Raw genomic sequence first — 24,288 nt, 5'->3', positions numbered from 1 at the left:
CTGTCAGGCGACGGCGCGACCGCCTTCGGCGTCGATGATCTCGCAGAAATGCACCTGCGCCTTTCCCTTGGCCTTGGATCGATAAAGGGCACCGTCAGCACATTGCATCAGCCTGTCCAAATCGAAACCATGCACCGGAGCGAGCGCGATGCCGATACTGACGGAGATGCGCATGTCCGTGCCATTGATCTGATAGGGGTCGGAGAGCTGACGAATGATGCGCCGGGCGAGAAGCTCCGCCTGGTCTTGATGTTGGACGCTCGGCTGAAGCACGACGAATTCGTCCCCGCCGAGCCTGCCGACCACATCGTCGCCTCGCACCGTAGCAACAAGGCGCTGTGCGACTTGCGCCAGCATTACATCGCCGACTGGATGTCCGAACTGATCATTGATGGCCTTGAACCCGTCCAGATCGAGATAATGGAGGGCAATTTGCTGATCGAAGCGACAAGATGTCGCTCGGGTCAAAAAAGATTCACGTACCAGAAGTCTGTTCGCAAGACCTGTAAGTGGGTCATATCGTGCCAGCTTTCCCAAATCATGTTTGGTGGTAAGATGCTCGACAGCCGATCGGTAAAGATGTCGGACGGACTCGATACTCATCAACGCAACTACGAACAGTAAAATCGCTTCCAGAGCAAAAAAGTGCGCATGCAAAGCGCTCGGTCCCACAAGAAGCATCGCGTGTATCAGCATCGCCAGCGAAACCGGCAATACGCAGATCGTCTGGCTGAGCAGGCATAACCTTGGTCTGCCAGCGTTGCGAGACACTATGCCAGCTCCGAAGGTGAAGATGAGACTGACGGTTGCAAGGTGGATGAGGGGCTGATGTGCTTAAAGCACCGATACATTAAGGGCTGCAATCAATGCTGCGCAGCTATAGGTCAGCCAAGCATATCGCCTCTCCCATCTTCTGAGCGCCCCCAAGTCCTGTGCTATCCCGCCTGCCTGATGATAGCCACGGATGATCATGAGGCGAATTACCGTGACCGCACTTGCACAGCATGCCATTGCTAGAATTTTGTCGTCCTGACAGCTCAGGAAGACCAGAGTTCCCACCAAAGCGTAAAGGATGCCAAACCCCAGGATCGGTGCGCTCATCGAGAAGAGCGTTGCTACCAGATCGCGATAGACCGCCTCCGGCAACAGCAGGTCTGCTCGCCTGCCAAAGATAGCTGGCGCCGACCGCCGGTCGGTCACGGATGCACGTCTCTCCATGATCGCGTAATGCTATAATAGGGTTAACGATTCGCTATTGTCTCCGGCTCGTGAAGGGACAGATCGAACTGACCATCGTGACGGCTTAGAAGGCAAACCTGTACCGTGTCAGATCCAGCCGCCGGCTTGCCACGCTTTGGAAAGAGGACGTTCGCGAGGTTGATGGCGCGGAAAAACGAGTGGGCCAGTTGCTGGAGGAGTTTCCTGGTAGCACATCGCCCAAGATCGCATTGGCCCAGCCGTGAAGAAAGGCTTTGCCGGCTTCTTGTCAGCCGCAATCGCTATCCTCACTTCCGCTGCGAATGCAGCTAGCAATGATGCATCGTTGCCGCCGCCATATGCTGGTGCCTACCAGCCTGTGGGTGTCGACGAAATCGGGAAGTGGCGCGAGGCAGACGAGGACGAACTGGTCCTCGCTAACTCACCAATCGTGATCCGGGATGAGGCCCTGAATTCCTATGTCAGGCAGGTCCTCTGCACCGCTGTCGGAGACGATAGATGCAAGGCAACCCGGATATATATTATGCGGGTGCCAGTCTTTAACGCATCGATGACGCCCAACGGCACCATGCGAGTATATAGCGGCTTGTTGTTGCGGATGCGCAATGAGGCGGAGTTGGCTACGATTTTAGGCCACGAATTCGGACATTTTGAGCAGCGCCACACGTTGAATATTTGGAAGGCGCAGCGATCGGCAACCGACCTGTTGAGTTGGGCTCAGGTCTTCGCTGCGCTAGGCAACAGCTACCAATCCTATTCCAACTTCAACGATATGGAGCTGTCAGTATATGGGCGGCTTTATCGGTTCGGTCGCGACCAGGAGCGCGAGGCCGATTCATTGGGATTGAAATACCTCAATGGCAGCAAACTTCGTCCGCAATCTGCTTCGGCGGTCTGGCAAAATCTGATCGAAGAGCAAGAAGCGTCGGCTTTGGCCAAGGGCGTCAAAAAGCCTAACTTCAACAAAGTCGCTTTCTTTGCGTCCCATCCTCCGGAGGGGGAGCGGGCGGCCACTTTGGCTGCGTTGGCTGACCCGGCAGGGGTGAACCGGGAGGATGGGGCGTCCCGCTACACCGCCGCTTTGGCACCGTGGTTGCCCGGTTTTCTTGACGATCAAATCAAGCTCAACGACTTCGGTGCCAGCGATCATATTATCTCTGCGCTCGCGGTGAACGGCTGGACTGCACCGTTGCTGGTGGCGCGCGGTGATCTTTACCGAGCCCGCAGCAATCCACGTGATTTGGTGTTGGCAGCAGAGTTTTATGGAAAAGCCGTCGAACTGGATTCATCTTTGCCGGAAGCTCAACGTGGTCTGGGCTTGTCGATGATCAAGACGGGGCGCCGCACAGAAGGGCAAGTTGCCCTGCGTCGTTATCTGGAACTTAAACCAAATGCATCGGATGCTGCTATGATCAGCATGTTGGCGCCAGCCGCTGGGGGGCAATAATGAATAGAAGCATGTGGATGCGATCGGCAGCCGTTGGTGTGGCCGCAGGGCTGACATTATCCGTGGCATTGGCCAACGGTTATCGTGAGAAGAACATCGCTGTCGAGGTCGCGAAATCTGCCATGAAGGTCACGCCTGTTCGTGATTGGAACAGCCTGTCGATCCGCCCTGGCAAAAAAGCCGAGACTTGGACGCTTGATGGCGAGCAGTTGAACGATGTCACCTTTTACGGAGGTATCTCGCCAGGCGAACCGCTGATCCGTGAAACCAGCAAGAAGCACAAGCCGCTACCAAAGTTTGCCAGCGAGACGCTTCTGGTCGAAATCCCCGAACTGCTTGAAGGCACATATCGCACGGAAAAGGGGATCGGGTCGTTTTCGGTCACATCGTCGAAGCCAGATCGCTTTCTTGGCAGCGACGGCATCCGCTTCACCTATGAATATGTCGACGCAGACGATCTGCCACGCAAAGGGGAGGCTCGCGCCGCTCTGATCAAAGGGCAGCTATTCATGGCAACGTTCGATGCGCCTCGGCTGCACTATTTCGATGCAGTGCTGGATGACTTCAATGTCCTGACCGATAGCGCTGCATTGTAGCCTGCCATCGTGCTCACACCGTATGTAACCGGCGGCAATAGGATCGATTGCCATCAGTGAGGCTATGGTGGAGCAATCATCCTCATAAAGCGAAGGGCTTAATTCGCCGACAAATAAATTGGTCCACTCAGTTGGAGCAGATCACGCCGAATGCGATTGCGGCGGGTGTAGGCGGCGGCAGAGAGCCGGCCATGGCTGTCAAGGTTGGCGAAATGCCCAACCCCGCGCAGGCGGCCGAAAATCAGATTAGCGCTGACGAGGCGCACGCCATGGCAGAAGCCATCTTCGCTGCTGATCCACTTAAAATGGGGATCTACTGGCCATCGGACATTTCAGAGGGGGATTATGATTCCGCCAACCTGGTTCCTGCGCTTGAGCGCGTGGTTGGCAGCAGCAGGAACTGGTCCGGGGCCGAGCACTACCTTGAAGCGGCGCGGGGCGGACAGGCGCGACAGTTCATCGAGGTCAGACGAGCGGACGGGATCAAATACTTGGCCAGCCAGCTTCAGGCAGGCGAAGGCCGTGGCCGCGGCTCGACACCTCGGCCTTATCCTTTAGCTTAGACTCCGTATCGCTTGTTGCCGCCCGAGGTAATGCAGTAGCGGCCGCCACGCGGGCCCACGCACACGTCCCCACCGTTACACGGGCAGCTTCCGCTATTCGTGGTTCCTCTGGATCCGCCACCGCCAGAGTATCCGCGGACCCTACGCCGGTTGCTCGTTCTGCGTCTTCCTTTGGCATCGGCCTCATCCCCTGCGCCTACAGCGGCCACAGCCAGCAATGAAAGAAAGAACGTCCGCCTGTCCATCTTATTCCCCCGATTCGATCGTTCGATCATGGGCGACGGAAACCGACGTGTCGATCAGGCAGAACCGGAGGATTATCCATTTCGGAGTAGTTACGTGTTTGTAGTGGACGGGGCACTTGAGTTGGTGCTTTTTGTCTCGTGACCCGCCGGTTGGACGCCAACATGCTTGAAGACGATTATGCCGAAATCGATCCTCGCCTAGTGCTGGATCGACTGATCGCCAGGAATGGCGAAAACTATGCTGATCTCTCTCGTCTTCTTGGTCGCAATCCCGCCTATATCCAGCAGTTCATAAAGCGCGGGACACCACGGAAATTGGATGAGGCGGACCGGCAGGTCCTAGCCCGCTATTTTGGCGTGCCGGAACAAATGTTGGGCGGGGCAAGGGAACCTGCCCTCACACCTGCAGCCGCACTTGGTATACCGACGGCTATCGCGGTGCCGCGGCTGGCGCTGGGTGCGTCGGCGGGGCAGGGGTCGCTGGACGAGAATGAGAAGGCGGAGGGCGTGATGGCGTTCGACGCGCGCTGGCTGCGCTATCTTGGGGTGCGACCGCAAAGCGTTTCCATCATCCGGGTTGACGGCGAATCGATGGTACCGACGCTGAACGACGGCGACGACATCATGGTCGATCATGACGATAATGCCGGACGCCTGCGCGACGGCGTCTATGTGCTGCGGCTCGACGGAGTGCTGATGGTGAAGCGTATTGCCATGGGGCCGCGAAAGGGGCGTTTCAGCGTGTTAAGCGACAATTCTCTCTATCCAGGGTGGCAGGACCTTGGACCTGACTTGGTGCAGGTGGTTGGGCGTGTAGTATGGACGGGGCGGCGGCTATGCTAGAGCTGCCCAGCATCTCGCATGCTGAAATAATCACTATCTGCCACGATGAAATGGTCATGCATGATAAGGCCGAGCAGATTGCAAGCGGCTATCACGCGCCTTGTCTCATCTCTGTCCTGTCGCGAGGGCTGGGCTTGGCCAGAAGGATGGTTATGGCCCATCACGATCATCGAGCCGCAGCGTAATAAGGCTGATCGAAGCACGAGAGGTAAATCGTACTCGACCTGGTCAATCTGGCCTTCGAAATAGATGTCGCCGACCGGCTTCGAAAGATCGCCATCATAAAAGAAAAATTGGAGGCGTTCGCGCTTTAAGCCCCGAAAGCGCGAAATCTTGTCGGTGATCCATTGCTGTTTCAGGCGGCGAGCTTCTGCTGCCGCTTCCTCCGGTGATAGCCGTAAGCACCGATCACCATCGACAGCAGTGTCGGCCATGCCCACCACCCGGCCAGAAAAGCATAAGGGAATGCGACTATCGACACCGCCATCAGCATGGCCATGTGCGTGTATATGGTGAGCAGATGAAATGACGTTGCCCATAGCGGCCAGAACCTGTCACTCTTGAGCGATAGCGCGATCAGCGCCGCCGCCAGAAGCCCATCGATAAGGAGCACATCCAGCTCAACGCTCCGGTATCTGATTGGTAAGGCCGAAGTGGCAAAATGGGTTCCCACCAAAGCCAGCAGGAACAGGCACACCCCGATCCTCTCATCCTTCCCGCCCCAGAGAGCCGAAAGGATGAGGATCACCGGCACATACAACCAGTTCAGATACCAGAGGAGAAGGGTCAAGCAGTCGTGCTCCGGGTTACAGCATCACGGCATGGCCGGCTTCTGCTCAAGCCCTCCGAACGCCGAAACATCCAGGCGCAGTTGCTTGCCGGTGCCGGCAAGACGGCTATGTGCGTCAACAACCGAAGCCCGTCCCTTGATCATCGTGTTCAGCGCCTCACCCAGACTGGACAGAGCATCCTGACCATAGATGGCCGACAATTGCGCGTCCACGCGGGCATCGACCAGCATTGCCGTCAAACCTGCTAGATGGCTGATGCTGGTGTCGATAGCGATTTCGGTTGCCCGGAGCTTGTTCGCAACCTTCGGGGCTTCGCTATGAAGGGCTGACTGGCGTTGGCGCAGGGTGACGACTGAAGACATGATTCATCTCCTTGGGACTGCTGTCGCAGCCCAGTGGCGATCGGCCTGATGGCAGGCCGACTAGGTTAAGCGGATGAGGAGACGCAAAAGTGTTTCGTAGCTGCTCAGTGCGCCGACTGACACCAACATGATGGCCAGAGGCAGAATGACCAGAACTATAACCCTTTGGACCGCTGAGAGATCATTGGTCGCTCCCCGATAAGCAGGGATCAGCCAACCAAATGGACCAAGCCATCGGCGCCACCCCCTGCTTGGAACAATGCTTGAGGGTGAACCCGCCGCCTCGGCAAGAGCAGACGAGGGGTTAACCCATTTCGGGGGAGGGGCCTCTATTTCTGTCTGCTCGCAATCCTCAAGAACGATGCAGTCACCTAGGGAGATATTGCCTGTCGTGGTCTGCTCGAATGCGATGAAACTTCGTGCTGCCTCGACGCTGGTCGATACCTGTAGGATCTTCCGGGCGGCCGCGAGATGCTGCTTGACCGTTTCCGGCGAGTTTCCAAGCCGGATCGCAATTTCCTTAATCCGGTAACCTTGACCCAAAAGCCGCAAGCAGTCGCGCTGCCTATCCGTCAATCGCGACATGGCGACTGCATCCGACGACACCCCCGCGCCTACCTGTGCGTTCGTCATCTAGCCCCATCCTACCCTGATTGAACGGGTGTGATATGGAGTAGGGCAGGGTTAACACGTGCGCAACCAAGTTAATTCGGCAGGCGAACGATGACGGCGATGCCCTTTTCGATGACAGCTACCCCTGCTGGCGCACGGACGCCTGGCGGCAATCCATGCTGCTACCTTTCCATGTAGGTGCGCACGCTAAGCATCGTCACATGCGACCGCCCGCCAGTTTTCTTCATCTCTAAAGTGCCGTCATTTATCAGCTTGTATAACGTGGTCCGCCCTACCGCCAAAACGGCCATCACTTCGTCAATGGTAAGTTGCAACGCGCCTTGTGGAATGATGCGTACATGGCGCTTTATGCCTCTGCTCGTGACCGATGGCGGGGAGGCCGTGGATTGATCAGGCGCAGATTCTAAGGGGGTAGGAGGGTCGATAGCCTTTGCTGTCATCAGCCCATGCTTAGTTGCAGCAGACGCGATGGACTTTGCGTCGAACCGAATGCCAATTGCAGTTAGTCGCGGGCCGTCGTCCTGATCACCATCCGTTATGCGGACGGAGCCGGTCGAAAAGACATCATCGATCTTATTATGGGCGATGATCCTCTCCCAAGTCTCACGCGACATCCGGCTGTCTCTCGCCTCGTATGTGCCTTCGGCGTCTTAGGTCGTCAGAAGACGTGCATAGCCTTTCACAAGGCCCGCCGCAGCAAGGTCCGATAAAATGATTTGGGCGTCGATGATTGGCGCATCAAGCATGGCGAGAGCGGCGCGGGGAGGAATCGGCCGGAACGAGGTCATCAGGCATCTCCGTGGTCAAACACGGACCATGTGATGGTCGCCACAGATGAAGAATCCGTGCGCGCCTGTTCGTCGTTGTTCAGAATGAAATGAGGGAACAAACTGGGGAACTATCAGAGCCAATCTGGCACTTTGTTCAATGAAATCAGTATGTTCGGAAGAAGAATGTGGATGCCCGACAAGGACTCGAACCTTGATTGACGGAGTCAGAGTCCGCTCTCTTACCATTAGAGGATCGGGCATCAGCCAAGCGCGTGTCTCGCTTGGGAGGCCGCAAATAAGCGCGGTTCTGGCGATGGTCAAGAGAAAATTCTGAGGACCGGACCGAGTATTAAAAACTCGGTCTGACCGAGTTTTACCCCCCGAAAAGAAAGCCCGCCGGCGCGCATGACGCGTCCGGCGGGCACGGTCTTCTCTCCCTTGCGGGAGCGAAGGGCATGGGAGCCGCCGCCTATATAGGAAGCGGCTCCCGCAGTTTCAAAGGGCTTATTCGCCGTCGCTCTTCAGCAGGTAATCGCCCGCGTCCGCATCGGTGCCATGGGTTTCCCCTTCGACAGCGGCCAGCGGATCATTGCCGATCGCCGCTTCCGGACCCTGCGCCAGTTCGGCCGCACGTTCGGCTGCGGCCGACTTGGGGGCGATCAGGTCGACCTGGCTCGAAGCGCGCAGCGCGGCCCGCAACGCCGCGTCACGCGACGAGGCGGCGACGCGCAGGCGGTTCATGCCCGCACCGGTGCCTGCCGGGATCAGGCGGCCGACGATGACGTTCTCCTTCAGGCCGACCAGCGTGTCCTTCTTGCCCTGGACCGCCGCTTCCGTGAGGACGCGGGTGGTTTCCTGGAAGGACGCCGCCGAGATGAACGAACGGGTCTGCAGCGACGCCTTGGTGATGCCGAGCAGCACCGGCTTGCCCGCCGCGGGCGCGAAGCCCGCTGCCAGCTTGCTGTTGATCTCGTCCATTTCCTCGCGGTCGATCTGCTCGCCCACCAGCAGGGTGGTGTCGCCGGACTCGATGATCTCGACCTTTTGCAGCATCTGACGAACGATCGTTTCGATGTGCTTGTCGTTGATCTTCACGCCCTGCAAGCGATAGACTTCCTGGATTTCGGCGACCAGATATTCGGCCAGCGGCTCGATGCCGAGCACTTCCAGAATGTCGTGCGGATCGGGCGAACCGCCGATCAGGTTGTCGCCGCGCTTCACGAAGTCGCCTTCCTGAACGTCGATCACCTTGCTCTTGGGGATCAGATATTCGACCGGCTCGCCGCCATCTTCCGGATTGATGGCGATCTTACGCTTCGCCTTGTAATCCTTCAGGAACTGGACGCGGCCCGACACCTTGGCAATGATCGCATTGTCCTTGGGCTTGCGGGCTTCGAACAGCTCGGCGACGCGCGGCAGACCACCGGTGATGTCGCGGGTCTTGGCCGCTTCGCGGCTGACACGCGCCAGCACGTCACCGGCCTGCACCTGGGCGCCATCGTCGACCGACAGCGTCGCACCCACTGCCAGCATATAGCGGGCGGCTTCGCCGGACTGATCGTCCAGCAGGGTGAGGCGCGGGCGAAGGTCTTCCTTGGTGCGGGCGGCACCACGATGTTCCGTCACGACGCGCTGGGCGATGCCGGTGGCTTCGTCGGTCTGTTCGGTCAGCGTCTTGCTGTCGATCAGGTCGACATATTTCACGATACCCGGCTTTTCCGTGATCACCGGCATGGTGAACGGATCCCACTCGGCGAACCGCTCGCCCTTCTTCACGGCGTCGCCATCGGCAAACAGGATGGTGGCACCATAAGGCAGGCGATGGGTTTCGCGCTCGCGGCCTTCGCTGTCGATGATCGCGATCTCGCCGTTGCGGGCGAGCGACAGGCGACGGCCATGCTTGTCGGTGATGGTCGGCATGTCACGCAGTTCGATCGTGCCGTCCGCCATCGATTCCAGGTTCGACGTTTCGTTGAAGTTCGCCGCGCCGCCGATGTGGAAGGTCCGCATGGTGAGCTGCGTGCCCGGCTCGCCGATGGACTGCGCCGCGATGACGCCGACCGCTTCGCCGATATTCACCGGCGTACCGCGGGCAAGGTCACGGCCGTAGCATTTGCCGCACACGCCCATCCGGCTTTCGCAGATCAGGGGTGAGCGGATCTTGACGGCCTGGGTGCCGATCGCTTCGATCTTGGCGATCATCGGTTCGTCCAGCAGGGTGCCGATCGAAATGACGATGCTGCCATCCTTGCTGTCGACGATGTCCTGCGCCGTGGTGCGGCCCAGGATGCGCTCGCCGAGCGAAGCGATGACGGAACCGCCCTGGACGATCGCCTTCATCTCCAGCGCCTTTTCGGTGCCGCAATCTTCCTCGACGATGGTGCAGTCCTGCGACACGTCGACCAGACGGCGGGTCAGGTAACCCGAGTTCGCCGTCTTGAGCGCCGTATCCGCCAGGCCCTTGCGCGCGCCGTGGGTGGAGTTGAAATATTCAAGAACGGTCAGGCCTTCCTTGAAGTTCGAGATGATCGGCGTTTCGATGATCTCGCCCGACGGCTTGGCCATCAGGCCACGCATGCCGGCGAGCTGCTTCATCTGGGCCTGCGAACCACGCGCACCGGAATGCGCCATCATGTAGATCGAGTTGATCTGCGCGAGGCGGCCGGTCTGCGGGTCCTTGGGCTGGGCCTTGATCTCGTCCATCATGGCGTTCGCGACCTGGTCGCCGCAACGGCTCCAGGCGTCGATCACCTTGTTGTACTTTTCCTGCTGGGTGATCAGGCCGTCCTGATATTGCTGCTCGTAGTCGGCCACCAGCGCCTTGGTTTCGGCGACGGTGCCTTCCTTCGAGTCCGGGATCACCATGTCGTCCTTGCCGAACGAGATGCCGGCCTGGAACGCGTGGCGGAAGCCCAGGCTCATGATGGCGTCGGCGAACAGCACCGTGTCCTTCTGGCCGGTGTGGCGATAGACCTCGTCGATCACGTCGCCCACATCCTTTTTGGTCAGCAGGCGGTTGACGACGTCGAACGGCACCTTGTGCGACTTGGGTAGGCATTCGCCCAGCAGCATCCGGCCCGGCGTAGTCTCGTAGCGCTTGAGATAGGCGTTGCCCGCCTCGTCGGTCTGCGGCACGCGACTGATGACCTTGGAATGCAGCGTCACCGACTGGGTGAAGAGGGCCTGATGGACCTCCTGCATGTCGGACAGCAACATGCCTTCGCCCGGCTCGCCTTCGCGTTCCATCGACAGATAATAGATGCCCAGCACCATGTCCTGCGACGGCACGATGATCGGCTTGCCGTTGGCGGGCGAGAGGATGTTGTTGGTCGACATCATCAGCACGCGCGCTTCCAGCTGGGCCTCAAGGCTCAGCGGAACGTGGACGGCCATCTGGTCACCGTCGAAGTCGGCGTTGAAGGCCGAGCAGACCAGCGGGTGAAGCTGGATCGCCTTGCCTTCGATCAGCACGGGTTCGAACGCCTGGATGCCCAGACGGTGCAGCGTCGGCGCGCGGTTCAGCATGACCGGATGTTCGCGGATCACTTCGTCCAGGATGTCCCAGACTTCCTTGCGCTCCTTCTCGACCCACTTCTTGGCCTGCTTCAGGGTCATGGACAGACCCTTGGCGTCGAGGCGGGCGTAGATGAAGGGCTTGAACAGTTCGAGCGCCATCTTCTTGGGCAGGCCGCACTGATGCAGCTTCAGCTCAGGACCGGTCACGATGACCGAACGACCCGAATAGTCGACGCGCTTGCCGAGCAGGTTCTGGCGGAAGCGGCCCTGCTTGCCCTTGAGCATGTCGGACAGCGACTTGAGCGGACGCTTGTTCGCGCCGGTGATGACGCGACCACGACGGCCATTGTCGAACAGGGCGTCGACGGCTTCCTGCAACATGCGCTTTTCGTTGCGGACGATGATGTCCGGCGCGCGCAGTTCCATCAGCCGCTTCAGGCGGTTGTTGCGGTTGATGACGCGGCGATACAGGTCGTTCAGATCCGACGTCGCGAAGCGGCCGCCGTCCAGCGGCACCAGCGGGCGCAGTTCGGGCGGAATCACGGGGACGACGTCCAGGATCATCCATTCGGGGCGGTTGCCCGATTCCAGGAAGCTCTCGACGACCTTCAGGCGCTTGATGATCTTCTTGGGCTTCAGTTCCGACTTGGTGACGGCCAGCTCGTCCAGCAGCGCCTGCTTCTCGCCTTCCAGGTCGAGATCCATCAGCATCTGCTTGACCGCTTCCGCGCCGATGCCGGCGGAGAAGGCGTCTTCGCCATATTCGTCCTGCGCGTCGAGCAGTTCGTCTTCGTTCAGAAGCTGGAACTTTTCGAGCGGGGTCAGGCCCGGCTCGGTGACGATATAGGATTCGAAATAGAGGACGCGCTCAAGCTGCTTGAGCTGCATGTCGAGCAGCAGGCCGATGCGCGAGGGCAGCGACTTGAGGAACCAGATGTGCGCGACCGGGGCGGCCAGCTCGATATGGCCCATGCGCTCGCGGCGCACCTTGCTCACCGTGACTTCGACACCGCACTTTTCGCAGACGATGCCCTTGTACTTCATGCGCTTATACTTGCCGCACAGGCATTCATAATCCTTGATCGGACCGAAGATGCGCGCGCAGAACAGGCCGTCTCGCTCGGGCTTGAACGTGCGGTAGTTGATGGTTTCCGGCTTCTTGATCTCGCCGAAGGACCAGGACCGGATGCGCTCGGGCGAAGCCAGGCCGATCTGGATCTGGTCGAAGGTTTCCGGCTTCTGGACCGGGTTCGCGAAGTTGGTCAGTTCATTCATAATATCAGTCCCTCTAGAGGGTAAATTTCCGGGCGAAGAAGGGGAGCGGGCACTGTCTTCGGGAGACAGCGCCCATAGAGTCCCTTATTCTGCCGCCTGCGCGAAGCCGTCGTCGTCGGGCACCTCGTCCATCGTGGCGAGTTCGACGTTGAGGCCCAGCGAGCGCATTTCCTTGACCAGCACGTTGAAGCTTTCGGGAATACCGGCCTCGAACGTGTCGTCACCCTTGACGATCGCCTCATAGACCTTGGTGCGGCCGACCACGTCGTCCGACTTCACCGTCAGCATTTCCTGCAACGTATAGGCCGCGCCATAGGCCTGGAGCGCCCAGACCTCCATTTCACCGAAGCGCTGGCCACCGAACTGCGCCTTACCACCCAGCGGCTGCTGCGTGACAAGCGAGTAGGGGCCGATCGAACGGGCATGGATCTTGTCATCGACCAGGTGATGCAGCTTCAGCATGTAGATGATGCCCACGGTCACCTTGCGGTCGAACCGATCGCCGGTGCGGCCGTCATACAGGTCCGACTGGCCCGACGTGTGCAGGCCGGCCAGCGACAGCATCGCAGACACGTCCGCTTCACGGGCGCCGTCGAACACCGGCGTCGCCATCGGGATGCCCCGCTGGAGATGCTCGGCCAGATCGATGATCTGCTCGGGCGAGCGTGCTTCGATCTGCTCGGCATAGCGCGGACCATAGGAGGTCAGCAGCCGTTCCTTGACCGCGTCGGGCATGTCGCCCGCCGACGGGTTCGGATTGGCCTCGCGCCAGTCTTCCAGCGCATGCTTGAGCTGCTGGCCAAGGCCGCGGGCAGCCCAGCCCAGATGCGTTTCGAAGATCTGCCCGACGTTCATGCGTGACGGCACGCCCAGCGGGTTCAGCACGATGTCGACATGGGTGCCGTCTTCCAGGAACGGCATGTCCTCGACCGGCAGGATGCGCGAGATGACGCCCTTGTTGCCGTGACGGCCGGCCATCTTGTCGCCCGGCTGCAGCTTGCGCTTCACCGCGACGAACACCTTGACCATCTTCAGCACGCCCGGCGGCAGTTCGTCACCACGCTGGAGCTTGTCGACGCGATCCTCGAACTTGTCGACGATCGACTTCACCGCTTCGTCATACTGACCCTTGATCGCCTCGATCTGGGCCTGGCGGCTGTCGTCCTCGACTGCGAATTTCCACCACTCGTGACGCTCGACTTCGGCCAGCAGGGCCTCGTCGATCACGACACCCTTCTTGACCCCCTTGGGAGCCGCAGACGCGATCTGCGTCAGCAGCATTTCGTGCAGCCGGTTGAAGGTGGCGCGGTTGAGGATGGCGCGTTCGTCCTCGCGATCCTTGGCGAGGCGGTCGATTTCCTCCCGCTCGATCGCCATGGCGCGCTCGTCCTTGTCGATGCCATGACGGTTGAACACGCGGACTTCCACGACGGTCCCGGCAACGCCCGGCGGCAGGCGCAGCGACGTGTCGCGCACGTCGGACGCCTTTTCGCCGAAGATCGCGCGGAGCAGCTTTTCTTCCGGGGTCATCGGCGATTCACCCTTGGGGGTGATCTTGCCGACCAATATGTCGCCCGGCTCCACTTCGGCGCCGATATAGACGATGCCCGCCTCGTCGAGGTTGCGCAGCGCTTCCTCGCCGACGTTCGGGATGTCGCGGGTGATGTCCTCCGGCCCCAGCTTGGTGTCGCGGGCCATGACCTCGAACTCCTCGATATGGATCGAGGTGAAGACGTCGTCCTTCACGATACGTTCGGAGATCAGGATGGAGTCTTCGTAGTTATAGCCGTTCCAGGGCATGAACGCGACGAGCGTGTTCCGGCCCAGCGCCAGCTCGCCGAACTCGGTCGACGGGCCATCGGCGATGACGTCGCCGGCTTCGATCAGGTCGCCCACCTTCACCAGCGGACGCTGGTTGATGCACGTGTCCTGGTTGGAACGCTGGAACTTCTGGAGCGTGTAGATGTCGACGCCCGACTGACCGGCTTCGATGTCGCCGGTCGCGCGGATGACGATACGGGTCGCGTCGACCTGATCGACGATGCCCGCCCGCTTGGACGCGACGGCCGCGCCGGAGTCACGGGCGACCGTGCCTTCCATGCCGGTACCCACGAACGGCGCTTCGGCCCGTACCAGAGGCACGGCCTGACGCTGCATGTTCGAACCCATGAGGGCGCGGTTCGCGTCATCATTTTCCAGGAACGGAATGAGCGATGCGGCGACCGACACCAGCTGCTTGGGGCTGACGTCCATCAGGGTGATGTGATCGCGGGGCGCCATCAGGAATTCGCCGGCTTCGCGCGAGGAGATCAGATCCTCCACGAAATGACCGTCGGCATTCACTTCGGCGTTGGCCTGCGCGATCGTGTGCTTGGCCTCTTCCATCGCCGACAGATAGACGACGTCGTCGGTGACCTTGTTGTCCACGACCTTGCGGTACGGGGTTTCGATGAAGCCGTACTTGTTGACGCGGCTGAAGGTCGCGAGGCTGTTGATCAGGCCGATGTTCGGGCCTTCAGGCGTTTCGATCGGGCAGATGCGGCCATAGTGCGTCGGGTGAACGTCGCGGACTTCGAAGCCTGCGCGCTCGCGCGTCAGACCGCCCGGCCCAAGCGCCGACACGCGGCGCTTGTGGGTGACTTCCGACAGCGGGTTGGTCTGGTCCATGAACTGCGACAGCTGCGACGAGCCGAAGAATTCACGCACGGCGGCCACGGCGGGCTTGGCGTTGATCAGGTCGTTGGGCATCACGGTCGACACGTCGACCGACGACATGCGCTCCTTGACGGCGCGCTCCATGCGCAGCAGGCCGACGCGATACTGGTTTTCCAGCAGTTCGCCGACGGAACGGACGCGACGGTTGCCGAGGTTATCGATATCGTCGATTTCGCCCTTGCCGTCCTTCAGGTTCACCAGTTCCTTGACCACGGCGAGGATGTCCTCGACGCGCAGGGTGGTGACCGTGTCCTCGGCGTCGAGGTCGAGGCGCATGTTGAGCTTCACGCGGCCCACGGCCGACAGGTCGTAGCGCTCCGGGTCGAAGAACAGGCCGGCGAACAGCGCTTCGGCGGTTTCCTTCGTCGGCGGTTCGCCAGGACGCATGACGCGATAAATGTCGCTCAGCGCCTGGTCGCGGTCTTCGGCCTTGTCGGCCTTGAGCGTGTTGCGGATCCAGGGACCGGTGCCGACATGGTCGATGTCCAGCAGTTCCAGGCGGTCGATGCCCGCCTTGTCCAGCTTTTCGAGATTTTCAGGCGACACTTCGTCGCCGGCCTCGATATAGATTTCGCCGGTGCTCTCGTTGATGAGGTCATAGGCGCTGTAGCGGCCATAGACTTCCTCGGTCGGGATCAGCAGCGTTTCCAGGCCGTCCTTTTCCGCCTTGTTGGCGGCGCGCGGCGAAATCTTGGTGCCGGCGGGGAAGATCGCTTCACCGGTCTTGGCATCGACGATGTCGAAGGCGGGCTTCAGGCCGCGCCAGGCTTCGGCGAGATAGGGGATGACCCAACCGCCTTCGCCGCGGACATAGGTCACCTTGTTGTAGAATTCGCCCAGGATATCTTCGGGCGTCAGGCCCAGCGCGAAAAGCAGCGCCGTGACCGGCAGCTTGCGCTTGCGGTCGATACGGACGTTGACGATGTCCTTGGCGTCGAATTCGAAGTCGAGCCACGAACCGCGATAGGGGATGACGCGCGCGGCGAAGAGATATTTGCCCGACGAGTGGGTCTTGCCACGGTCATGGTCGAACAGGACGCCCGGCGAACGGTGCATCTGCGACACGATGACGCGCTCTGTGCCGTTGACGATGAAGGTGCCGTTGCCCGTCATCAGGGGCATGTCGCCCATGTAGACGTCCTGCTCCTTGATATCCAGGACCGAACGGGTTTCGGTGTCCTGATCGACTTCGAATACGATCAGGCGCAGGGTAACGCGCATCGGCGCCGCATAGGTGATGCCGCGCTGACGGCATTCCTCGACGTCGTACTTGGGGTCTTCCAGCTCATAATGGACGAAGTCCATTTCGGCGGTGCCGGCGAAATCGCGGATCGGGAAGACGCTGCGCAGCGTCTTTTCCAGGCCCGACACATAGCCGATCGACGGGTCGGACCGGAGGAACTGTTCATAGCTCTCCCTTTGGACCTCGATCAGGTTGGGCATCTGCACCACTTCGTGGATGTCGCCGAACACCTTTCTGATGCGCTTCTTCGCGCCGGTGTTGCTGATCGGGGGGAGAGCTCTGGTCGCCATGCGTTGTCCTTGCCTTCATTCGTCGCGTTTTTCCGCATCCCAGCGAAAACTCAGTCCAAGCGCGATGGAATAGGGGGTGATTCGCACCCGCCAATCCACGCAAAAAAGTGCGGGCCGGGACTGTCCGATCCGCACTATCAGCACTTTGTGACCCGCCAAAATTCGCCCAATTCCGCCAGCTTCGCGCGCAATTCGAAGCCAGACCCCGAGCGATCCGGGGGACGGCCTATCCCGTTACGCACAGCGCAGAGGACGACCGGATTGCCGCCGATATAGGCGCTGGCGCCCGGTTTGTGAAGGGGGCAGGGAAGCCCGCCAAAACGCCAAGCGTTCAAGGTGCCGCTGTTCTTGTCTCACCGGCGGGCGTGATCGGCGCGATCTTCACCGTTTCGAACCGCCCCTTGCGCCGGACACCGGCCAGCGCTTCGGTGGGTAGGGTGGGGACAATGGTGGGCAGGCGCTGGCGCATACATTCCCCCTTCGCCGTCCGCGGCGTCTGCGCGCAATTCCACAGCGCCCGCTGCAAGCCGCTGCCGGCGTTATGGATATAGGCGAAGCTCATCGTCGCCATCTGCGCGTCGCTGAGAGGCAGGCCCGCCGGTGCAGCGCCCGGTCGCCAGGCCATGATCCGGCATTCGGCGCGCCCCGCGCAGAAGGTCTGCGCCATCGCCGGCCAGCCATCCGCGCCGCCGCTGCCGGCGGGCAGTTCGACCAGGAAGCTCTTCGCCCCCGGCGCGATCGCGATCAGCCGAACTCCCGCCACCGTGCGCCCCAGCGAATCCGCGCCGATCGTCTGTTGCGGCCGGGCGGCGAGCGCTGCGGCAGCCTCCGCCGCCGCCACGGTCGGCGGAGGCATCAAGGGGGTATCCGTCCCACCCTGGTGCGCAGGCGAGAAGCGCGCGATCCGGCCGATCAGCGGCTCGCCCTTGTCCTCGCTCTGGCGGAAAGCGGGGGGCGTCCCCCACCAGCCGCGCCAGCGAAAGAAGAGGTGCGTGCCCACCGCCGCGATCTTGTCCAGGCTGCCGCTCCAGTATGGCACGACCCAGTCGGTATGATAATGGGTGGCGTGGCCGACCGGCTTGTAGACCTTGCCCGCCAGCGCGGCGCGGGCGATCTCGCGCGCGCGGCCCCAAGCGGCCTCGCCCGGCGTGCGGGTCAGCGCCCCGTCGCAACTGAAGGTGAACTGGCATCCGGTGCGCCGTTCCTGTCCCTGAAACACGACGCCGCAGACCGTCTTGGGGAAGGCGGGGTGGCGCACGCGGTTCAGCACCACCTGCGCCACCGCCTGTTCGCCCACGGCGTCGTCGCCCGCCTCGAAGATTTCCGCCGCCGCCAGGCAATCGGTCGCACGCGCCAGATCGGTTTCGGAGCCCGAAAAGCGGAAGGGCCGGGCGGCCGGGTTGGGATCTCGCGAAAAGGGGATGGTCGCGTTGAACGCCACCGCCTGGTTCCGCTCCAGCGCGAAGACCTCGACCGGCTCCACTGGCGGCGGCGGCGTGGTGGGGCGTTTCATCCGTCCGACTTCGACCACGGCCATCCGGCGCGCGCCCGCGTCCGGCCGCGCCCGCGTGTCCCAGGCGGCGACCAGTGCGGGCAGGCCGACAAACAGCAGCGCCCAGACCAGCCACAGGAACGGATGCGGCCGGGCCGGGGGAGATGGGTCGATCATGCCACGCTTGCCGGTAAAGTCTTATTCGGGCAGGAAGTCGGGCACCGACAGATAGCGTTCGCCGGTATCATAGTTGAAGCCCAGAACCCGGCTGCCCGCGGGCAGTTCCTTCAGCTTCTGCGCTATCGCCGCCAGCGTGCCGCCCGACGAGATGCCGACCAGCAGGCCTTCCTGCGTCGCGGCGCGGCGGGCATAGTCCTTGGCGTCGGCCGGATCGACCTGGATCACGCCGTCCAGCAACTGGGTATGCAGGTTCGCCGGGATGAAGCCTGCGCCGATGCCCTGGATCGGGTGCGGGCCGGGCTGGCCGCCGCTGATGACCGGGGACAGGGTCGGTTCGACCGCGAAGATCTTGATCGCCGGCCACGCCTTTTTCAGCACTTCGGCCACGCCGGTGATGTGGCCGCCTGTGCCCACGCCGGTAATCAGCGCGTCGATCGGCGCGTCGGCGAAATCGGCCAGTATCTCCTGCGCCGTGGTGCGGACATGCACGTCGATATTGGCGGGATTTTCGAACTGCTGCGGCATCCAGCTACCCGGCGTCTGCGACACCAGTTCCAGCGCGCGTTCGATCGCGCCCTTCATGCCCTTTTCGCGCGGCGTCAGGTCGAAGCTGGCGCCATAGGCCAGCATCAGCCGGCGGCGCTCGATCGACATGCTTTCGGGCATGACCAGCACCAGCTTGTAACCCTTGACCGCCGCGACCATGGCCAGGCCCACGCCGGTATTGCCCGATGTCGGCTCGATGATGGTGCCGCCCGGCTGCAATTCGCCGCTGGCCTCGGCCGCTTCGATCATCGCCAGCGCGATACGGTCCTTGATCGACCCGCCGGGATTGGACCGTTCCGACTTGATCCACACTTCGGTGCCGGCGGGCGCATCGCCGAACAGGCGATTGATGCGGACATGCGGCGTATTGCCGATGGTTTCGAGAATGGTGGCAGCTTTCATGGGTTTTTCTCCTGGCTGTTCTCTTCTCGCCCGATGTCGGGTGGATCGAAGCTTCGTGCAAGGCGCAATTCGGGAAAGAGTCGCGCCCAGAATAGGGTGATGATGATAGCCCCCACGCCGCCGCCGATCACCGCCGCGACCGGGCCGACCAAGGCGGCGAGGAAACCGGACTCCGCCTCGCCCAGTTCGTTGGAGGCGGAGATGGTGAGCTGCGACAGGCTGGACACCCGCCCGCGCATCGCATCGGGCGTGTGCAGCTGGACCAGCGACTGGCGCACGAACACCGACACCATGTCCGCGCCGCCCAGCACCACCAGCGATGCGATCCCCGCCTCGATCGCGATGCCGCGCGGCAGGAAGGCGGTGCAGCCGAACGCGATGGTGGCCAGGCCGAACAGGATGACCGACCCCAGCATCTTCAGCCCCACCTCGGTCTTCATCGGGCGGAAAGAGAACCAGAGCGCGGTCGCCGCCGCGCCGATGCCGGGCGCGGCCGCCAGATGGCCCAGCCCGGCCGACCCCACATGCAATATGTCGCGGGCATAGACCGGCAGCAGCGCGGTCGCGCCCGCCAGCAGCACCGCGAACAGGTCCAGCGTAATCGTCGCCAGCACCAGCCGGTTGCCCTTCACATAGGTGAAGCCGTCGATCATCTGGCGTACCGGATGGCGGCTGGTGTCGCGCGGCGGCTGCGGCACCGGCCCGATCAGCAGCATCGCGCCCAGCGCCACGCCATAGAGGATGGCCGCCAGCGCATAGGCGCCCCAAGGGGTGGCGGCATAGGCATAGCCGCCTACCGCCGGTCCCGCGATCATCCCGGCCTGCCACGAGACGCTGGAAATGGCGATAGCGGTGGGCAGCACGGCTGGTGGCACCAGATTGGGCGCCAGCGCGCCATAGGCCGGGCCGTTGAAGGCGCGGGCGATCCCGACGATGACGGCGATCCCGAAGATCAGCGGCAGGTTGACCCAGCCTTCATAGGTGGCGAAGGCAAGCAGCCCGGCCGCGATCGTCAGCAAGGTGAGCGTCAGCCGGGTGATGATCCGCCTGTCATAATGGTCGGCGACCCATCCGGTGACGGGTGTCAGGAAGAAAAGCGGCAGGAACTGCGCCAGCCCGATCAGGCCAAGCTGTGCGGAGGCGCCTGCGGTCGTCATCGTCTCCCGCGCGATATTATAGGCCTGCCACGCCAGCACGATCATCATGCTGTATTGCGCCAGCACGGCGCAAAGCCGTCCCGCGAGATAGGCCCGGAAATTGCCGAAATGCAGGGGGTGGCGGGGGGAGGGGGCAGCCGTCATGGCCACGGCTTTAGCGGCGCTTATATTGCCGAAGCAACAGGGGTGCGGCCCACCATGCAACAAGATTTGCTTTGCGACCTATGAGCGGGGCGGGCGGCGATCCATCGCTCCGCCCCACCTAGCCGATCAGCGTTGCAACAGCACGCTGCTGACCGATCCGTTGCGTACGGAACAGACGAAGGGCACGGCCCCGCCATCGGCAAAGCCGATCTCGCCCTCCACCTCCCACCCGGTCGCCATGGTGCTGGCGCGGGGTCGACCGATCAGCTTGCCGTTGGGGCCGGCCTGGTAGAGCGCCTTGGCAGCGCAGGCGTCGCGCGCGGCGGCGACCGATGCGATCGGGCCATAGCCAGGTGAGGCATAGGGCGTGCGACGGGCGTCGCGCTCGGCCTGCCGGTCACGCGCGATGTCGCTGGCGATCGCAGCGCCGATGACATGATGGGGATCAATCGTCTGGGCGTGGAGCGGGCTGGCCGCGACCAGCGCTATTACTGTCCAAATCGCTGTCTTCTGCATGACGCGCTGCCTCCCTGCCGGTAGACCGGCATAGCCTATTTGAACAGGCTGCCCAAGATACCGCGGACCAGATTGCCGGCGATCCCGCCCGACGACGACTTGCGGCTCGTGCCCCCGAACACCGCGCGGCCCAGTTCGTTGGCGACCTGCCGACCGACCGACGATCCCGCCGCCCGCGTGGCCGACTGGATCGCCTTGTCGAAGGCGCTGGGCTTGGCCGCCTCGCGCGCTTCGGCCGCGTCGCGCCGGGCTTGCTCTTTCAGTTCCGCTTCGCGCTGCTTCGCTTCGACCTTGGCCTGCGCCGCAGCGGCCTTGTCGGCTTCCGCCTGCGCCTTGGACGCCTGCGCGGCCGCAGCCGACGCCTGCCCGCGGGCGGCAAGGATTTCCTCGGCCGATTCCCGGTTCACCGCGTCATCATATTTGCCGGCGCAGGGCGATATCGACTGGATGATCGCGCGCTCCTTCGCGTCGATCGGCCCCAGTCGGGACCGCGGCGGGGCAATCAGCGTGCGCTGCACGATGCCGGGCGATCCATCCTCCTGCAGCAGCGACACCAGCGCCTCGCCCACTTTCAATTCGGTGATCGCCGTCTCGACATCCAGGTCGGGATTGATGCGGAAGGTCTCTGCCGCCGCCTTGATCGCGCGCTGGTCGCGGGGCGTGAAGGCCCGCAGCGCGTGCTGCACCCGGTTGCCCAGTTGCCCGGCCACATCCTCTGGAATGTCGATCGGGTTCTGCGTGACGAAATAGACGCCCACCCCCTTGGACCGGATCAGGCGCACGACCTGCTCGATCTTGTCGGTCAGCGCCTTGGGCGCATCGTCGAACAGCAGATGGGCCTCGTCGAAGAAGAAGACCAGCTTGGGTTTGTCCGGGTCGCCCACTTCGGGCAGCGTCTCGAACAGTTCGGACAGCAGCCACAGCAGGAAGGTCGCGTAGAGCTTGGGACTCTGCATCAGCTTGTCGGCCGCCAGCACGTTCACATAGCCGCGGCCTTTCTCGTCCACTTGCAGCATGTCATGGATGTCGAGTGCGGGTTCACCGAAGAAATGGTCGCCGCCCTGGCTTTCCAGTTGCAGCAATTGCCGCTGGATCGCCCCGACGCTGGCCTTGGTAACATTGCCGTAGCGGGCCGACAGCGTATCGGCATTCTCCGCGCAATAGGCCAGCATCGCCTGCAAATCGCCCAGATCGAGCAGCAGCAGCCCTTCCTCATCGGCATATTTGAAGGCGATGGACAGCACGCCTTCCTGCGTCTCGTTGAGGCCCATCAGCCGCGCGAGCAGCAGCGGCCCCATCTCGCTGACGGTGGTGCGGATCGGATGGCCTTGCTCGCCATATAGATCCCAGAAGATCGCCGGATTGTCGGCATAGGCATAATCGGCAATGCCGACTTCCGCCGCGCGCGCCACCAGCTTGTCGGCATTTTTGGCGGTGGGCGATCCGGCCATGGATATGCCGGCCAGGTCGCCCTTCACATCGGCCAGGAACACCGGCACGCCCAGCGCGGAAAAACTCTCGGCGATGCCCTGCAACGTGACGGTCTTGCCGGTGCCGGTCGCCCCGGCGATCAGCCCATGGCGATTGGCGCGGCGCAGGTTCAATGTCTGCGGGACGCCCCCGTCCTTGTCCGGTGCGCCAAGCCCGATGAAGATACCGTCGCTCATCTGAAATCCCCGAAAAAAGAAGACCCGCTCGCCCCGGGCCTGTCGCGCGATGTCGACAGGCCCGGCCCGAACGGGTCTGATTGGCTATCCCAACTCTAGCGAGCCAGACACCATCGGCAAGTGCCGCTTATTTGTCGCGCAGGCGGATCGGCAGGAAGATGGCCGGCTGGCCGCGGCGCAACACCTGCAGCAGGATGGCGTTGCGGCCCTGCGCCGCCACGGCCTTCGCCTGCGCGTCCAACTCGGCTTGGGTCGCGACCGGGCGGTTGTTCGCGCTGATGATGACGTCACCGCGACGCAGGCCCTTGGCGCCCGCATCGGTCGATCCGTCGACGGCGGTGATGACGACGCCTTTCGTGTCAGCCGCAACGCCGAGCTGGCGGATGATGCCGGGCGTCAGCGGGATCGCCGAAATGCCCAGCGCCTGCTGCGTCGCCTGGCCCGGATTCTGGTCCTGCTGGCTGAAATCTTCGTCCCCCTGCGGCTGGGCGAAATTGTTCAGCTCGTCTTCGGAAGGCCGTTCGCCGACGATTGCCGTGACGGTCTGGCGCTGGCCGTTGCGGATCAGGACGATCGGCACGCGCGCGCCGATATTCTGGTTGGCCACGATTGACGACAGATTCTGGTCCGCGGTCACTTCCTGGCCGGCGACGCTGACGATCACGTCGCCCGCCTTGATCCCGGCCTTCTCCGCGCCCTTGCCCGGTTCCACGCCCTGGACGAATTCGCCGCGATTCTTGGCCAGGCCCAGCGAGTCGGCTAGGTCTTCGCCCAGCGGGCTGATCTGCACGCCCAGATAGCCGCGCTTGATCGCCTGACCCTTGCGCAACGTATCGACGATCGGCGCAGCCTGTTCCGACGGAATGGCGAAGCCGATGCCGACATTGCCGCCCGATGGCGAGAGGATCTGGCTGTTGATGCCGATCACATTGCCGCGCATGTCGAACATCGGGCCGCCGCTATTGCCCTGGTTGATCGACGCATCGGTCTGGATGAACTTGTCGTAGCTGCCGCCGGTGCCGCGATGCAGGGCGGAGATGATGCCTGCCGTCACCGTGCCCGACAGGGCGAAGGGGTTGCCGATCGCGACCACCCAGTCGCCCACGCGCGACTTGGTGCTGTCGCCGAACTTGACGAAGGGCAGGGGCTTTGGCGATTCGATCTTCAGCACCGCCAGGTCGGTCGCGGCGTCGCGGCCGATCAGCTTGGCGGGAAATTCCTGCTTGTCGGTCATCGTGACCGTGATCGAATCGACGCTCGCGCCCTCGGCCCCGGCCGACACCACATGGTTGTTGGTGACGATATAGCCGTCGGCGGAGATCAGGAAGCCCGATCCCAGCGACTGGGCCTGGCGGGTCTGCGGCTGTCCGCCCTGCTGGCCCTGGCCGAACAGATCGCCGAACGGCGTACCGGCGAAGGGGTTCTGCACCTTCACCCGCTGCTTGGTGGAGATATTGACCACGGCGGGTTGCAGCTTCTCGACCATGTCGGCGAGGCTGGCTGGCGCGCCCGCGGGCGCTGCTGCCGTCAGGCCTTCATTCTGCGCGGTCTGCGCCCCGACATTGGAACTGGTGGTGACGGCAATGGCAGTGCCGCCGAGGAGCAGGGCGCCGGTGATGGCATAAGCGTAACGCACTCGTGACGGTCCTCTTCAAAGCTTCAGGGGTAAGGAAGGCG

Annotated in this window: 20 protein-coding genes and 1 tRNA gene; 4 read left to right on the top strand and 17 right to left on the bottom strand. The window is 62.4% G+C overall.

What is annotated here, in order from left to right:
* Nucleotides 1-3: 3 nt before the first annotated feature.
* Both K9B33_RS05975 and K9B33_RS05970 read right to left on the bottom strand, forming a co-directional pair.
* Complete coding sequence (locus K9B33_RS05975; RefSeq protein WP_224547390.1) at nucleotides 4-714, bottom strand: GGDEF domain-containing protein; 711 nt, start codon at nucleotides 712-714, stop codon at nucleotides 4-6.
* A 120-nt stretch (nucleotides 715-834) separates the two neighbouring features.
* On the bottom strand, nucleotides 835-1,200 hold the full coding sequence (locus K9B33_RS05970) for a hypothetical protein (RefSeq protein WP_224547389.1): 366 nt from the start codon (nucleotides 1,198-1,200) through the stop codon (nucleotides 835-837).
* A 259-nt stretch (nucleotides 1,201-1,459) separates the two neighbouring features.
* Here K9B33_RS05970 and K9B33_RS05965 point away from each other — a divergent pair, with 259 nt between their 5' ends.
* From K9B33_RS05965 to K9B33_RS05950, 4 genes are all read left to right on the top strand, one after another.
* Entirely contained in the window at nucleotides 1,460-2,665 is a 1,206-nt protein-coding gene (locus K9B33_RS05965; RefSeq protein WP_224547387.1) for a M48 family metallopeptidase, read from the top strand.
* 11 nt (nucleotides 2,666-2,676) lie between these two features.
* A complete protein-coding gene (locus K9B33_RS05960) occupies nucleotides 2,677-3,261 on the top strand; it encodes a hypothetical protein (protein WP_224547386.1) in 585 nt (194 codons plus the stop codon).
* Between the two features lie 191 nt (nucleotides 3,262-3,452).
* Nucleotides 3,453-3,824 carry a hypothetical protein gene (locus tag K9B33_RS05955; RefSeq protein WP_224547385.1) on the top strand — a complete coding sequence of 124 codons (372 nt, stop codon included), beginning with the start codon at nucleotides 3,453-3,455 and terminating at the stop codon, nucleotides 3,822-3,824.
* Nucleotides 3,825-4,231: 407 nt separating this feature from the next.
* Nucleotides 4,232-4,912, top strand: coding sequence for a helix-turn-helix transcriptional regulator (locus tag K9B33_RS05950; RefSeq protein WP_224547384.1), 681 nt, complete (start codon nucleotides 4,232-4,234; stop codon nucleotides 4,910-4,912).
* On the opposite strand, the gene K9B33_RS05945 is transcribed toward K9B33_RS05950, so the two are convergent.
* The 15 genes from K9B33_RS05945 to K9B33_RS05875 all read right to left on the bottom strand — a co-directional run bounded on the left by K9B33_RS05945 (nucleotide 4,909) and on the right by K9B33_RS05875 (nucleotide 24,247).
* Nucleotides 4,909-5,346: a JAB domain-containing protein gene (locus tag K9B33_RS05945; protein WP_224547383.1), complete on the bottom strand. Its 438-nt coding sequence runs from the start codon at nucleotides 5,344-5,346 to the stop codon at nucleotides 4,909-4,911. The genes K9B33_RS05950 and K9B33_RS05945 overlap by 4 nt on opposite strands.
* Nucleotides 5,268-5,702: a hypothetical protein gene (locus K9B33_RS05940; RefSeq protein WP_224547382.1), complete on the bottom strand. Its 435-nt coding sequence runs from the start codon at nucleotides 5,700-5,702 to the stop codon at nucleotides 5,268-5,270. Before K9B33_RS05940 ends, K9B33_RS05945 begins: the two co-directional genes overlap by 79 nt.
* Nucleotides 5,703-5,726: 24 nt before the next feature.
* Entirely contained in the window at nucleotides 5,727-6,065 is a 339-nt protein-coding gene (locus K9B33_RS05935; RefSeq protein WP_224547381.1) for a hypothetical protein, read from the bottom strand.
* A 60-nt stretch (nucleotides 6,066-6,125) separates the two neighbouring features.
* Nucleotides 6,126-6,698 carry a helix-turn-helix domain-containing protein gene (locus K9B33_RS05930; RefSeq protein ID WP_224547380.1) on the bottom strand — a complete coding sequence of 191 codons (573 nt, stop codon included), beginning with the start codon at nucleotides 6,696-6,698 and terminating at the stop codon, nucleotides 6,126-6,128.
* 161 nt (nucleotides 6,699-6,859) lie between these two features.
* Nucleotides 6,860-7,312, bottom strand: coding sequence for a helix-turn-helix domain-containing protein (locus tag K9B33_RS05925; RefSeq protein ID WP_224547379.1), 453 nt, complete (start codon nucleotides 7,310-7,312; stop codon nucleotides 6,860-6,862).
* Between the two features lie 36 nt (nucleotides 7,313-7,348).
* Nucleotides 7,349-7,486, bottom strand: coding sequence for a hypothetical protein (locus K9B33_RS05920; protein WP_224547377.1), 138 nt, complete (start codon nucleotides 7,484-7,486; stop codon nucleotides 7,349-7,351).
* Nucleotides 7,487-7,654: 168 nt separating this feature from the next.
* A tRNA-Gln gene (locus tag K9B33_RS05915) sits at nucleotides 7,655-7,728 on the bottom strand.
* Nucleotides 7,729-7,972: 244 nt separating this feature from the next.
* Complete coding sequence (gene rpoC, locus K9B33_RS05910) at nucleotides 7,973-12,259, bottom strand: DNA-directed RNA polymerase subunit beta' (protein WP_224547375.1); 4,287 nt, start codon at nucleotides 12,257-12,259, stop codon at nucleotides 7,973-7,975.
* Between the two features lie 84 nt (nucleotides 12,260-12,343).
* On the bottom strand, nucleotides 12,344-16,507 hold the full coding sequence (gene rpoB / locus K9B33_RS05905) for a DNA-directed RNA polymerase subunit beta (RefSeq protein WP_224547374.1): 4,164 nt from the start codon (nucleotides 16,505-16,507) through the stop codon (nucleotides 12,344-12,346).
* A 331-nt stretch (nucleotides 16,508-16,838) separates the two neighbouring features.
* Complete coding sequence (locus K9B33_RS05900; protein ID WP_224547372.1) at nucleotides 16,839-18,176, bottom strand: cell wall hydrolase; 1,338 nt, start codon at nucleotides 18,174-18,176, stop codon at nucleotides 16,839-16,841.
* Between the two features lie 21 nt (nucleotides 18,177-18,197).
* Nucleotides 18,198-19,127 (bottom strand): cysteine synthase A, encoded by a 930-nt coding sequence (cysK, locus tag K9B33_RS05895; RefSeq protein WP_224547369.1) that lies wholly within the window; start codon nucleotides 19,125-19,127, stop codon nucleotides 18,198-18,200.
* Complete coding sequence (locus tag K9B33_RS05890) at nucleotides 19,124-20,428, bottom strand: MFS transporter (protein ID WP_224547368.1); 1,305 nt, start codon at nucleotides 20,426-20,428, stop codon at nucleotides 19,124-19,126. The genes cysK and K9B33_RS05890 overlap by 4 nt, the downstream gene beginning before the upstream one ends.
* A gap of 126 nt (nucleotides 20,429-20,554) precedes the next feature.
* Nucleotides 20,555-20,944 (bottom strand): hypothetical protein, encoded by a 390-nt coding sequence (locus tag K9B33_RS05885; RefSeq protein WP_224547367.1) that lies wholly within the window; start codon nucleotides 20,942-20,944, stop codon nucleotides 20,555-20,557.
* 35 nt (nucleotides 20,945-20,979) lie between these two features.
* Entirely contained in the window at nucleotides 20,980-22,611 is a 1,632-nt protein-coding gene (locus K9B33_RS05880; protein WP_224547366.1) for a helicase HerA-like domain-containing protein, read from the bottom strand.
* A 127-nt stretch (nucleotides 22,612-22,738) separates the two neighbouring features.
* Nucleotides 22,739-24,247: a Do family serine endopeptidase gene (locus K9B33_RS05875; RefSeq protein WP_224547365.1), complete on the bottom strand. Its 1,509-nt coding sequence runs from the start codon at nucleotides 24,245-24,247 to the stop codon at nucleotides 22,739-22,741.
* Nucleotides 24,248-24,288: the final 41 nt, after the last annotated feature.

The organism is Sphingobium sp. 3R8 (genome assembly GCF_020166615.1).
GTDB classification, from domain to species: domain Bacteria; phylum Pseudomonadota; class Alphaproteobacteria; order Sphingomonadales; family Sphingomonadaceae; genus Sphingobium; species Sphingobium bisphenolicum.
This window is presented reverse-complemented; position numbering and strand designations above follow the sequence as displayed.